Source organism: Empedobacter stercoris (assembly GCF_020281205.1).
In the GTDB taxonomy this organism is placed as follows: Bacteria; Bacteroidota; Bacteroidia; order Flavobacteriales; family Weeksellaceae; genus Empedobacter; species Empedobacter stercoris.
On the sequence record NZ_JACXZC010000019.1, the window covers coordinates 1 to 13,482 of the forward strand.

At 32.0% G+C, this 13,482-nt stretch carries 15 protein-coding genes; 5 read left to right on the top strand and 10 right to left on the bottom strand.

Features of this window, described 5'->3' with window-relative positions; genetic code table 11:
- Positions 1-521, bottom strand: a 521-nt coding sequence (locus IF125_RS09535; RefSeq protein WP_225542323.1) for a helix-turn-helix domain-containing protein, incomplete at its 3' end; no start/stop codon positions are given.
- A 72-nt stretch (positions 522-593) separates the two neighbouring features.
- Here IF125_RS09535 and IF125_RS09540 point away from each other — a divergent pair.
- The 3 genes from IF125_RS09540 (at position 594) to IF125_RS09550 (ending at position 1,755) form a co-directional block, all read left to right on the top strand.
- On the top strand, positions 594-1,085 hold the full coding sequence (locus IF125_RS09540; RefSeq protein WP_225542324.1) for a DUF6850 family outer membrane beta-barrel protein: 492 nt from the start codon (positions 594-596) through the stop codon (positions 1,083-1,085).
- Between the two features lie 29 nt (positions 1,086-1,114).
- Complete coding sequence (locus IF125_RS09545) at positions 1,115-1,420, top strand: Rossmann-fold NAD(P)-binding domain-containing protein (RefSeq protein ID WP_225542325.1); 306 nt, start codon at positions 1,115-1,117, stop codon at positions 1,418-1,420.
- 167 nt (positions 1,421-1,587) lie between these two features.
- Entirely contained in the window at positions 1,588-1,755 is a 168-nt protein-coding gene (locus IF125_RS09550) for a hypothetical protein (RefSeq protein WP_225542326.1), read from the top strand.
- A gap of 45 nt (positions 1,756-1,800) precedes the next feature.
- Here IF125_RS09550 and IF125_RS09555 read toward each other — a convergent pair whose 3' ends face one another.
- The 4 genes from IF125_RS09555 to IF125_RS09570 all read right to left on the bottom strand — a co-directional run bounded on the left by IF125_RS09555 (position 1,801) and on the right by IF125_RS09570 (position 5,892).
- A complete protein-coding gene (locus tag IF125_RS09555; RefSeq protein WP_188320023.1) occupies positions 1,801-2,988 on the bottom strand; it encodes an aspartate aminotransferase family protein in 1,188 nt (395 codons plus the stop codon).
- 1 nt (position 2,989) lies between these two features.
- On the bottom strand, positions 2,990-3,541 hold the full coding sequence (locus tag IF125_RS09560; RefSeq protein WP_225542327.1) for a hypothetical protein: 552 nt from the start codon (positions 3,539-3,541) through the stop codon (positions 2,990-2,992).
- Positions 3,542-3,580: 39 nt separating this feature from the next.
- Positions 3,581-5,254, bottom strand: a complete 1,674-nt coding sequence (locus IF125_RS09565) for an OstA-like protein (RefSeq protein WP_225542328.1) — start codon at positions 5,252-5,254, stop codon at positions 3,581-3,583.
- A 185-nt stretch (positions 5,255-5,439) separates the two neighbouring features.
- Positions 5,440-5,892 (bottom strand): Fur family transcriptional regulator, encoded by a 453-nt coding sequence (locus IF125_RS09570; protein ID WP_171622088.1) that lies wholly within the window; start codon positions 5,890-5,892, stop codon positions 5,440-5,442.
- A gap of 196 nt (positions 5,893-6,088) precedes the next feature.
- On the opposite strand from IF125_RS09570, the gene IF125_RS09575 reads away from it, so the two are divergent.
- Both IF125_RS09575 and IF125_RS09580 read left to right on the top strand, forming a co-directional pair.
- Complete coding sequence (locus tag IF125_RS09575) at positions 6,089-8,428, top strand: ATP-dependent helicase (protein WP_225542329.1); 2,340 nt, start codon at positions 6,089-6,091, stop codon at positions 8,426-8,428.
- A gap of 231 nt (positions 8,429-8,659) precedes the next feature.
- On the top strand, positions 8,660-10,129 hold the full coding sequence (locus IF125_RS09580; RefSeq protein ID WP_225542330.1) for an alanine/glycine:cation symporter family protein: 1,470 nt from the start codon (positions 8,660-8,662) through the stop codon (positions 10,127-10,129).
- A gap of 49 nt (positions 10,130-10,178) precedes the next feature.
- On the opposite strand, the gene IF125_RS09585 is transcribed toward IF125_RS09580, so the two are convergent.
- The 5 genes from IF125_RS09585 to map all read right to left on the bottom strand — a co-directional run bounded on the left by IF125_RS09585 (position 10,179) and on the right by map (position 13,431).
- Positions 10,179-10,697, bottom strand: a complete 519-nt coding sequence (locus tag IF125_RS09585; protein ID WP_225542364.1) for a YceI family protein — start codon at positions 10,695-10,697, stop codon at positions 10,179-10,181.
- Positions 10,698-10,734: 37 nt separating this feature from the next.
- The gene (gene ygiD, locus IF125_RS09590; protein ID WP_455424163.1) at positions 10,735-11,553 is read right to left on the bottom strand and encodes a 4,5-DOPA-extradiol-dioxygenase; all 819 of its coding nucleotides are present in this window, start codon (positions 11,551-11,553) and stop codon (positions 10,735-10,737) included.
- A 29-nt stretch (positions 11,554-11,582) separates the two neighbouring features.
- A complete protein-coding gene (locus tag IF125_RS09595) occupies positions 11,583-12,155 on the bottom strand; it encodes a YceI family protein (protein WP_225542332.1) in 573 nt (190 codons plus the stop codon).
- A 208-nt stretch (positions 12,156-12,363) separates the two neighbouring features.
- Positions 12,364-12,663 (bottom strand): hypothetical protein, encoded by a 300-nt coding sequence (locus tag IF125_RS09600; protein ID WP_225542333.1) that lies wholly within the window; start codon positions 12,661-12,663, stop codon positions 12,364-12,366.
- Between the two features lie 6 nt (positions 12,664-12,669).
- Positions 12,670-13,431, bottom strand: coding sequence for a type I methionyl aminopeptidase (gene map, locus IF125_RS09605; RefSeq protein ID WP_171622082.1), 762 nt, complete (start codon positions 13,429-13,431; stop codon positions 12,670-12,672).
- Positions 13,432-13,482: the final 51 nt, after the last annotated feature.

Sequence of the window (13,482 nt, forward strand, 5' to 3'; positions counted from 1 at the left end):
TTTGGACGTTTCTCAATGGATACTCTGTCTTTGATTATACCTCGGGTTTGTTTATAGTTGCCTCTTTTGAATCTGCGTCTGCCATGTCTTAAAAATTTATACAGATTTTTATAGGGCGCGTCAGCTCTGCGATTACTCTTTTTACAGTCCCATATCCATTGATAGATGCATTCTAGAGAAACACCCTGAACGCCCATGCACTTCCATTCTACAGCAATCAATTCTGGACTTAGTTGTTCATTCTTTAACCAATTAGCTGCCTGATTTTTAAGCGACTCTGTGAATTTTACTGCCTTGTTTTTTTGTTTGTGCCTTAAACTTGTTTTTTCTTGCGCCAAATCAGGAATATAGCTACCTGCGTGTAGACCACGCTTGCCAATATTTCTTTGTAATTCACGCGTGATGGTAGATTTATGTACGCCTATTAAATCAGCAATATCTTTTTTGCTTTTTCCTGCTGTCAAAAGTATTCCAATTTGGTATCTTTGTTCCTGGTCGAGTTGTTTATATATTTTTTTCACAAATCAAATTTAGCACTTGGCTAATCATTGGGGGCTAGCCCCCAATGATTTAATTTGAGTTGCACTTATTTGTTGAACTTAGATAAACAAAAATCGTATAAAAAAGACATTACAAATTATTCAGCAGAGCTTTTTTATCAATACAATTCTCGTAAAGTAAATGTTACGCTAATCCCTTTTGCCAACTACGAACAATTTGTAGAAAAACGTATAGGTCCATTTAATGGACAAAAATGGAATAGTATTTTAATTGGATTAAAAACTGATCTTAAATACCAGATTAATGAGCAGCATGTACTTTCTGTAAAACCTGTATTTTCTTACAAAAAAGTAACAAATAAAGATGCTGTTTTCTCTGAGGATTATAAGCAATCGATAAAAGATTTAGTTCTGTCAGAGTATAATTATTTATCAAGTAATATATCTGAATTTGGAGCGACTATTCGTTATGATTTTGAGTTAAAAAATCTTCCAAAATTATTTATTTCAGCTGATTATTTAAATACTACTATTTTAGAACAAAATAATCAATTTTTATCATTTAATATTGGTGTTATTTTTTAAACCTACAAATTACTATTTTTAATTTTTAATTGAATCTAAAATACTATGATTGCTATCGTTATTGGAGCTACTGGCGCTACAGGAAAATTTTAGTTCAAGAATTAATTAATGATTCTAATTATCTTGAAATTGTAATTCTTGTTCGTCGTAAAACGAATATTTCACATCCTAAAATGCAAGAAATTATTGTTGATTTTGATCAATTAGAAAATTATTCTGAATACATCATTGATGATGTTGCGTTTTCATGCTTAGGCGCAACTTTAAAAGATGCCGGAAGCAAAGAAAAACAACGGATTATAGATTATGATTATCAATTAAAATTGAAGTTTTAGGTGTAAAAGTAATTGGCTTTTTCAATTCTATCAGTTTATTTAAAAAATACAAACCTCTAAAAGTTGAAGATTTAGCCAAATCTTTAATACGTTCTGTACAAAAATATACAAAAACAAAAATTACTATTAATACATTAAAAGGACTTCCTCTACTTCTACTTGCCTTTATGCTTTCGTGCGAATCCAAATCAGGAAATCAAGATAAACCTGAGAATCAAACGACTGAAATTACAGAAGAAAACAACGCGACGTATATCAATGGTGGGCTACACGATAAAGCAGTTGAACGTACGAAAGAACGTTGTCCAGATTTGTTAGAAAAACGAAATAAATAATACTAAAAAAACTTCAGAATTTTCTGAAGCTTTTTAGTATATTAATTAATCTAAATCGTTTAAAACAGATTTCAAAATCTCACATCCTTTGATAATATCTTCATCTGAAATATTAATTGGAGGCGTAATTCTTAAATTTTCTATACTATACATCAAAAAGAAAAGAATCAAACCACGATTCATACATTCTTGTTGAACTCTTAAAGTATATTCTGGTGAAGATAATTCTGGTGCTAACATCAAGCCTTTACCATGAATTTTCTTAATTTTAGGATGTTTCAAGTTATCTCTAAACAATTGTTCTTTGCGTGCGATATCATCCATTAAATTTTCTTCTTCCAATACATTTAATAGTTCTAAAGCTGCTGCAGCAATTACTGGATTTCCACCAAAAGTCGTGATATGTCCTAACTGAGGATTTTGTTTTAGAGAACTCATAATTTCATTCGATGTCATAAACGCACCAACAGGTAGTCCGCTTGCCATTCCTTTTCCCATTGCTACAATATCTGGAACGACACCAAAGTGCTCGAAACCAAACAATTTTCCAGTACGACCAAAACCTGGCTGAATTTCGTCCATTATCAACAAAGCACCGACCTCATCACAACGTTTTTTTAATTTAATAAAAAAGTCGTTTTCAGGCAAACGAAAACCAGAAGCACCTCGAATACTTTCAACTATTACACCTGCTGTTTCAGTTGTTATCTTTTGTAAATCTTCTTCATTATTAAAATTTATGAAATAAACTTCAGGTAATAATGGTCGAAACGCTGCTTTTTTACGTTCGTCACCAGATACACTTAACGATCCATGAGTATTCCCATGGTAAGCATTTCGAAAAGACACCAATTGACGTCGTCCTGTATAGCGTTTTGCTAATTTTAACGAAGCTTCGATTGCTTCTGTACCCGAATTAACCAAATATACTTGATCTAAACCTTTTGGTGTTAAATCGACCAAACGTTTACATAATTCTACTGGTTTTTCTTGTGCATATTCTCCATAAACAGCAACATGCATATATTTATTCACTTGATTGATGATCGCCTGATTGATTCGCGGATGGCTATGACCAAGCGTGTTGACAGAAACGCCAGCTACAAAATCAAGATAGGCTCTTCCATCTTTTCCATAGATATAAGAGCCTTTTGCGTAATCAACTTCAAAACCAGAAGCGAAATTTGTTGTTTGCGCTTGGTATTGAAAAAATTCTTCTTTTAATGTTCCCATTTTATTTTAATAATAAAAGTGCAGCTGCTCCTCCTATTGCGTACGATGCAACAGTTAAAGCGTCTGACTTACCTTTTGAAAATTTTCTTATTTTGAATGTAGAAATATCGTTTTTATGAAATTTTAATTCTTTTTCTGTTCCTTTTACAACAGCATATAAAGTATCAGCTTTCCATTGTTTAGCCTCAATTGTATACTCTTTTCCTTGTGCAGCAACTTTATAAAAATTATCAGGTTTAATCACATCTGTAATCTTTATTGTAGAAGGATCTATCGCTATTTTATCTTCAGTTGATGTTTTTTGATTTGATTTGAATTCATCCATTTCTGTTTTACTAATTCTTGCTGTTGAACTGTTTGCATCTTGATTTGGATCTTGTCTTGCTCTTTTCGATTGAGAGAGTTCTGCTCTAACACGACTTCTTTCTTTTAGATTTGTTGGCTGATTAGCATTTTTTGCCATCTCAGCAGCATATTCTTCAGGATCAAAAGCAGTGTAAGTATAACAACTTGTTAGTAAAACGAGAGATAATATAATAGATGTTGTTTTCATTTATAATTTTAGAGATTAAACGAATAATTTAAGAAAAGATTATTTCGATTTGATAAAAATGTCTTGCCATTTGTTTAAACGCTCAGAAATTCGCCATTTAAAATCGGGTAAATAACGCATTTCTTCAGGAAATTTAGACAAAGGATACATTTTTCCATCTGATTTAATTCGGCAAGCTACCAACTCTACTTCATTTCCAACAACATCAGCTTCAATAATTCCACAATACGAAATATTAACACCATATCGTTCTCTTTCTTTTGTTTTCGGATCAGTATCGTCCATATAAGTTAGAGCTACTGCATTTTCTTCGACGTCGATAAAATCTATTTTATCATCTTGAAAAAGAACGGTTAAATATTTCCCTTTAATTTGATGAAATTCATTTTCTGAAATAGTATCAACTTTTGCAATTACAAATGCATTGTTGAACACTTTCATCGAATCGATTTTCTCTGTTTTAGCATTGGTATATGCTTCGATAAAATCACCAGTTACTTGATTGTCATCCGACCAAAGAATAGGATCTTTATAGAATTGCATTAAACCTTTTGTTTGATTATACACCAATGAGTCAGCTTTTCCGTTCGCATTCGTTTTATAAAAACGAGCTTTATGAAAAGCTTTAACTAATGATGTCGAATCAACATCGTGACGTTTTACAGCTAACAAAGTGTCGGCACTAATGTAAAGTGAGTCTTTATCAAACGCTTTTACAGCATAAGCATTTTTTGTTACAAACGCAGAATCTAAATATTTGAATGCTTCTCCATAATCTCCTTTCAAGAATCTTTTTTCTAATGGATCATCTAAAAATACATCACCTTCTCCTTTTCCAAAACCAGTTTTATCGTTAAAATATAGATTTTTTGCAGTTAAGGTTTTATTTTGATAATATATTTTCGAGTTTTCTCTTAGCCAAGCTTCTCCTGTCTGTTTATTAAAATCTCCGTCCGAAGTAATAATGTATTGTGATGGATCGTTTCGACGAGTAATTTTAGAATAATCACGGAAAGTTGTAATTCCAGTTATATCATTCGTCGTCATTTTTCTCGAATAAATGGTATAATCTTTATTCGTAATAAAAACTTCTGAACCAAATGTAGCTGATTTTTCTTTTACATTATACACAACATTCTTTCCTTCTACTAATGTACCGTCAGAACCAATTGTTTTATAATTATCATTCACAATGATATTACCTGTCAATCGTTCGTAAATCATTTTTTCGGAACTAATTTGTTGTGTAGGTGTTTTTACTTCTACTTTTCCAATCCCAGTTGCGATTTCCGTTGTTCGATTATAGTCCATATAATCTGCGGTAATACGAGAAGTTGGATCTGTTAATACAACGTCTGTAAAAGCTTTTGCAACAGTTGTATTCCCATCATATTCCATTTTATGTGCCGTAATTGTTTTGTCTTTACTCACTAAACGTGCATTCGACCATACGACAGCTAAATTTTTATCACGGTATAAAACCGCACTATCAGCAGAAATCACATCACCTTTATATTCGATGACAACATTACCTGATAGAAATTCGTTACCCTCAAATAATTTCGGATTACGTTCTGTTAAATCAGCGTGTTTTAAAACAACTTTTTCTTTTTTCGGTTTTTGTTGCGCAAAAACACTTAACGCCATAAAACATGATAGTAAAAAAGCTACTTTTATTCCTGTTTTATTTATATTGATATAGTTAATTAACAATTACTTCTGTTTTAATTTAATCTTTCGTTCACTTCAAAAAAGTGTTAGCCAAAATTAGTATTATTTTTTTAGTCCAAAAAATTATTTATATAGTTATAAAGCGTCTGATTACTTAAACTTTTCACAAAATTAAAAAAGACCTTTTATCAAATAAAAGGTCTTGGTATATGTCTTTAAAATCAAGTTTATTTTTTATTTCTTGTCCCGTAGAAGTACAATGAATGATTATCAATTTTGATATCAAAAACCTCTTCAATTGTTTGTTTAATTGATTGAATTCTTGGGTCACAAAATTCTAAAACTTCTCCCGTATCAGCCAAAATTATGTGGTCATGATTTTTATCGAAATATGATTTTTCGTAATGTGCTTGTTGATCTCCAAATTGATGTTTACGAACCAATTTAGCATCCATCAACAATTCAATTGTATTGTATAATGTAGCACGGCTTACGCGGTATTTCTTATTTTTCATTTTGATATACAACATATCTATATCAAAATGATCATCTGTAAAATAAATTTCCTCTAAAATAGCATAACGCTCAGGTGTTTTACGATGTCCATGTTCTTCCAAGAAATTCGTAAACACTTGCTTTACTACTTCGTAATTACTTAATTTTACTGATTCGTCTGTCATATAAAAAATTTGTGTAAATATAGGGATTATTTCTAAATGAAAACAACGATAATCCCTACAAATAGTTTCTATTATCTATCTCATTATAACTTAATTTTATAAATACAAATATTATATCAACATCCCTATTCAGAAAGATATATAATCTTTTAAAATTATTTTATCCTTTACACGACAAAGGTTAACTTTGTACACGATGGAACAAAATTATTTAGAAAAACTAAACGAACCGCAGCGATTAGCTGTAGAAGCAACTGAAGGTCCTGTAATGGTTATTGCAGGTGCAGGTTCTGGAAAAACAAGAGTTTTAACCTATCGAATTGCTCATTTATTAAACAAAGGTGTTGATGCGTTTAATATTTTATCATTAACCTTTACCAATAAGGCAGCACGTGAAATGAAAGAACGTATTGGACAAGTTGTAGGAGAATCAAATGCCAAGTCGCTTTGGATGGGTACCTTTCACTCTGTTTTTGCAAGAATTCTTCGTGTAGAAGCACCATTATTAGGTTATCCATCAGATTTTACAATTTACGATCAACAAGATGCTGTTTCGGTAATGACAAAGATTATTAACGAATTGCATTTAGATAAAGATATTTATAAACCAAAACAAGTTTTAGGACGTATTTCACAATACAAAAATAACTTGATTACGGTAAGAGCATATCACAACAATCAAGCATTAATTGAAGCAGATAACGAAGCAATGCGACCTCGAATGGGTGATATTTACAGAGCGTATGTCGACCGATGTTTCAAATCTGGCGCAATGGATTTTGACGATTTATTGTTGCGTACCAACGAAATTTTGACGCGTTTTCCAGAAGTTTTAGCAAAATATCAAGAACGTTTTAAATATATAATGGTGGATGAGTACCAAGATACTAATCATTCGCAATATTTGATTGTAAAAGCATTAGCATCTCGTTATGAAAACCTATGTGTAGTTGGTGATGACGCTCAATCAATTTATGCTTTCCGTGGTGCTAACATTCGAAATATATTATCCTTTAAATCTGATTATCCAGATGCGAAAATGTATCCGTTGGAACAGAATTATCGCTCTACACAAATGATTGTCGAAGCGGCGAATCAAATTATTAAACAGAATCAAGACCAATTAGAGAAAAACGTTTGGACTGCAAACGAAACTGGAGAAAAAATTACCATTTATAGAGGTCTTTCAGATGCAGATGAAGCTCGTTTTATTGCAACTCAAATCTGGGAAAGACAAATCAATGAGCATTTACAGCCGAAAGATTTTGCTATTTTATATCGTACTAATGCGCAATCTCGTGCTTTAGAAGAAGCTTTACGAAAGAAAGGAATTCAGTACCGTGTTTATGGAGGAACTTCTTTCTATCAGCGTAAAGAGATTAAAGATATGGTTGGCTATATGCGACTATTGATCAATCAGAATGATGAAGAAGCTTTATTACGTACAATTAATTATCCTGCAAGAGGTATTGGTCAAACGACGATTTCTAAACTTTTAGTGGCAGCTGATCAGCATCAAATGAGTTTATTTTCATTAATTGAAAATATAGCGATGTATGCGCCAACGATTGGTATTAATGCTGGAACATCCAATAAATTAAATGATTTTGTATTGATGATTAAACGTTTCCAAGTCATGTTAAAATCACATGACGTTTACGAAGTAACAATGGAAATGGCGAAAACAACACAATTATTGAATGCACTAAAAGAAGATTCAACGCCAGAAGGTGTTTCGCGTTTAGAAAACGTGCAAGAATTATTAAACTCTATTCAAGGATATGTTGAAGAACAACAACAATTAGACGAAGGAGATGCGTCATTAGGAGGTTTTTTAGAAAACATTGCTTTAGCAACCGATGCAGATAACGAAGAAGACGATGATAACAAAGTAAATTTGATGACTGTTCACTTAGCAAAAGGTTTAGAATTTCCTGTCGTTTTTATTGCGGGACTAGAAGAAAACCTTTTTCCTTCTATGATGAGTGTGAACACGCGTGCTGAATTGGAAGAAGAACGTCGATTATTTTATGTTGCTTTAACACGAGCGGAGAAAGTTGCATATATGACCTATTCCGTTTCTCGTTTTCGATGGGGAAAAATTATTGATTGCGAACCATCTCGTTTCTTAGAAGAAATTGATGATCGTTTCTTAGAATGGAAAAATTTACATATTTCTGCAAGAGCAAGTAACAATAGTGGTTTATCCGCAGATCTTTTTGGTGACGAACCAACACCTCAACCCTATCAACAAAGAGAAAAATCTGTGGCAAGACAAAATCCACGTGCAAGGGTTGAACCTGCGCAGCCTCGTGCAAATTTCAAACCTGTAAATCAAACTAAAAGTAGCGGAACTTCACCTGCTAACGCACAAGGTCTACAAATTGGACAAGTCGTTGTTCACGATCGTTTTGGGCGTGGAGTTGTAAAAGATTTACAAGGAGAACCTTCGGATATGAAAGCAATTATACATTTTGATAATGCTGGAGAAAAGAAATTGCTTTTAAATTTTGCTAAGCTAAAAGTAATTCGATAAATACATTGATAATGAAAAGACTACATATAATCTGTAGTCTTTTTTATTTGAAAATCAATTATTTAATCAATATTAGCTAAACTAAATATTTAATTGCATTATCTTCAAAATTTAGAATATATTTCTTCGAATTAATAATTTTTTTGAATAAATAAATAGATTAGAGATTATTATTAAGATTTTTTTAGCATTTTAGCATCACAAATAAACACAAGAACAAATTTTTATTCAATGGATGATATTATAAATATCGTAAGTGGCTACGTTTGGTCGTATGCTTTGATTGGACTTTGCGCATTAACTGGAATTTACTTTTCGATTCGTACAGGTTTTCTACAAATTACTTACTTAAAAGATATGGTGCGTTTACTTTTTAGTGGTAATAAATCAGATAAAGGAATTACACCATTTCAAGCCTTTTCATTAGCTATTTCGGGACGTGTTGGTACAGGAAATATTGTAGGTGCAGCAACAGCAATCGCTATGGGAGGCCCGGGAGCAATCTTTTGGATGTGGTTTATTGCATTTTTAGGAAGCGCATCTGCTTTTATCGAATCAACTTTAGGACAAGTTTATAAACAAGAAATAGATGGTGAATACCGTGGAGGACCTTCGTATTACATCGAAAAAGGATTAGGTATAAAATGGTATGCAATTTTATTTGCTATTATTACGATGGTAAGTTGTGGTATTTTGTTACCTGGAGTGCAATCAAACAGTATTTCTTCTGCTTTAAACAATGCTTTTGATATTCCTGCATTTAACGTTATTGGAATACCTATCAATATTATTGGTATTAGTATTATTGGTTTATTAGCATTAATCATTTTTGGAGGTGTAAAGCGTTTAGGACAAGCATCCGAATTTATCGTTCCATTTATGGCTGGTGCTTATATTTTAATGGCTATTGTAATTATTGGGATGAATTTTCATCAAATTCCTTCTGTTCTACGGTTAATTATTTCTTCAGCATTTAATCAAGAATCTCTTTACAGTGGAGTTTTTGGTTCTGCTATAGCTTGGGGAATTAAAAGAGGGATTTATTCAAATGAAGCTGGACAGGGTACTGCTCCTCATGCTGCTGCAGCATCCGAAGTTAATCATCCTGCTCAACAAGGTTTAGTTCAAGCATTCTCTGTTTATATCGATACTTTATTTGTGTGTACAGCCACAGCTTTTATGATCTTATTTACAGGTAAATATAATGTAAGTCATCCCGAAAAAGCGGGGAATTTTATTACGCAAAATATCCCTGGTGTTGATTATACTGGCTTTACGCAAGCTGCTGTTTCAAGTCATTTCCCTACATTTGGAAATAGCTTTGTAGCGATAGCTCTTTTCTTTTTTGCCTTTACTACGATTATGGCGTATTATTATTACGCTGAAACCAATATTATGTATATTTTCAAAAAAGGAAATCGTAAAGTTTATGTATGGATTTTGAGAGTTTGTTTTTTAGGTGCAACATATTATGGAACAATTAAAACAGCTGAAACAGCTTGGGCTATTGGTGATATTGGTGTTGGACTAATGGCTTGGGTAAATATTATTGCAATTTTACTATTGAGCGGTGTTGGACTTAAAGTTTGGAAAGATTACAAAGACAAACGTAAAAAAGGTATTCAAAACCCAGATTTTAATCCATTAGAAATAGGTATTAAAAATGCCACTTTCTGGGAGAATAAAAATAAAACTGAATAAAAAAAAGTCACTTAATTAAGTGGCTTTTTTTGCTATTAAAACTTATAGATTATTGGGCTTGAGTAAACTCTAAGTTTACCAATAATTTTACTTTATCAGATACAACTAATCCTCCTGCTTCTGTAACTTGACTCCATCCTAATCCGAAATCTTTACGATTTATTTCTCCTGTAAATTCGAATCCAGCACGAGTTAAACCATAAGGATCTTTGATTACACCTCCAAAATCTGCATCTAACGTAATAGGTTTTTTCTCTCCGCGAATTTCTAAAATTCCTTCAATTTTACCATTTTTAATTCCTGAAGTACTTTTAAATTTTAATTCTGGAAATTGATCTGCTGCAAAAAAATCAACTGATTTTAAATGTCCATCACGATCGGCATTTCTTGTATTTATAGAATCAATTTTTGCATCAAATGCAAATTTTGCTTCTGAAAAATTATCGCTGTTGCTTTCTACATCTGCTTCAAAATGATCAAAATTTCCAGTTACTGTAGAAATCACCATATGTTTTACTTTAAATTGAACCTCTGAATGAGACGGATCTAAATTCCATTTTGTCATAATAAATTGTTTTTATTGTTATTTAAATTGTTAAATTTCTTTAACCTATTTTAAAAGATAACATTCCCAATGAACCATAAATTAAATGATCGTTAAAAATTGTTACCTCTTCTTTTTTGTCTTGCAATGCTAATGCGTAGACAGCTGGTAAATAATGTTCCATCGAAGGAATCGCCATATTATAAGCAGTTCCCTTTTGCACGAAATGAAATAATTCATCATGATTACCTGATTGAACAATATTTTTGAAGGTATCGTTTACCTCATAAGCCCAATCATAGCCAGCGGTTGGTTCGTTCCAATTTAAAGTTCTTAAATTATGAACAACATTTCCACTTCCTACAATTAAAACTCCTTTACTTCGCATAGCATCTAACTCTTTTGCTAATTCGTAATGTTCTTTTGGCGTTTTAAAAACATCTAAACTTAGTTCTATCATCGGAACATCCGCATTTGGATACAAAAATTTAATTACACTCCAAGAACCATGATCAAAACCCCATATGTGATCTAAATCGATTGGTGTCGTTTTAATTAAATTTTTAATCTCATTTGCTAATTCAGGACTTCCTGCTGCTGGGTATTGAACGTCGAATAAAGCTTGAGGAAAACCATAAAAATCGTGAATGGTTTTAGGTTGTCGCATAGCAGTCACCTTCGTTCCTTTTGTTTCCCAATGCGCCGAAATACATAAAATAGCATTTGGTTTTGGGATTGTTTTTCCAATATTTCTCCATCCTTCAACAAATATATTTTCTTCGATGGCGTTCATTGGTGAACCATGACCTAAAAATAATACTGGCATTTTTTCTGTTTGACTAAAACTTGAAGTAACAGATTTTAACGTATTGAAATTCAAGATTTTTATAGTTTATTTTTTTTAAAAATTTAGTTTGCTTTTGGTGTAGCAAATTCAAGATTAGATGTTAATGTAACGACATCACCTACAACAGCTTCTGGAAAGTTTCCTCCAACATTAAAATCACTTCTTTTTACATTACCTTTTACTGTAAATCCGTAAGTTTTAACACCATTATTGTTAATGCTTCCGTTGTACACTAATTTTAAAGCAACTGGTTTTGTAACACCATTCAATGTTAAATCTCCAGTCATTTTAAATTGATTTCCTTTAACGCGTGTAATTCCTTTTGAAGAAAACTCTAATTTAGAATTTTTAGCTGTATTAAAGAAATCAGCTGATTTCAAGTGATTGTCACGCGCTTCGATACCTGTGTTGATCGAATTAACATCAGCAATTACATGAAATTTAGCATCACTTAAATCTTCTTTTGTAAAGTTTAAATGAGCATCAAAATTATTAAATTGTCCTTCTACATCAGATATCGTCATGTGAGATACAGAAAACCCTAATTTTGAATGTGCTTTATCATTTGTATAGTTTTGAGCAAATGCAGAGATTGATGCTGCTGATAACATTAAAGTGAATAATAATTTTTTCATTTTGACTATTTTTGATCTTTTATTAATTATTGATACTGCAAAGGTAACTTAGGTCACATCCGTATTTCATTGACTTAAGGTAAGAAATGAGCTATTTCTTGTTACATTTATAAACGTCTTTTTAAACAGCATCAATTAATATTCCAATATCACTTGAAAATCAAATTAATACAAAATAAATAAGCACTTCTTTCGAAGTGCTTATGCTTTATTTTACTGGACTAAAATACCAATATGTAGAAGCTTTTTTATTTTCAATTTCCAAATATTCTGGAAAAGCTTGAGGTAATAAATGTAACTCTTCTGACTTTTTAAGATCAGTTAAAATTTGACGCAAAGGATATCCTTTTTTGCGATCATGAGGAAAATATCCTTTTTCAATTAAGAAAGGCATCATGTCTTTTGTTTTAACATGTTCAAGGTTATTTTCTACTAAATAAGCTTGTATATCTTCGCTCATCTTTTTGACCACTTCACGGTCAATTTTAATATATTCGTTTTTCTTCATATAATTTTACCAATTACCATTCATATGTGTTAGAATCATTGGACCTTCAGAAGTAACCAAAACAGTATGTTCATGTTGCGCAAACACTCCTGGTGCATTTCCAATCATTGTCCAACCATCAGCTTGTTCTATTGCCTCGTAAGAGTTTTCTGAAATAAACGTTTCTAAAGCAATAACCGAATTTTTACGGAAACGACGTTTATCATCTATATCTCTAAAATTCAATAAATCTAAAGGTTCTTCGTGTAAAGAACGTCCTACACCATGACCTGTCAGATTTTCGATCACATGATAATGATGTTTTTTTGCTTCTTTCTCGATTATACCACCAATATCTGCAATTTTAACGCCAGATTTAACCGCACCAATTGCTTTTTGAAGAGCCGAAATTGAAGCATCTACAATTTTTTGATAACCGTTTACATCCTCACCAACAACAATTGACCCACCGTTATCAGCCCAAAAACCACCTAATTCACCAGAGACATCAATATTGATAACATCTCCATCTTTAAGGATTTTATCTGCTCTTGGAATTCCGTGACAAATTTCTTCATTTACACTTAAGCATGTATAACCAGGAAATTGATAAGTCTCAAAAGGTGCCGATTTACAACCGAATTTCTTCATAATGGTAGCTCCAAAATCGTCTAATTCTTTTGTTGACATTCCTGGTTTTACATAATCTTTCATCTCTTTAAGAGTAACGGCTACAGCTTCGCTGACTTTTTTCATTCCGATTAACTCTTCCTCTGTTTCTATAATCATTGCTTAAATTCTATTGATTTCGAAGTCTGAAATCGATTGCAAATTTACGGG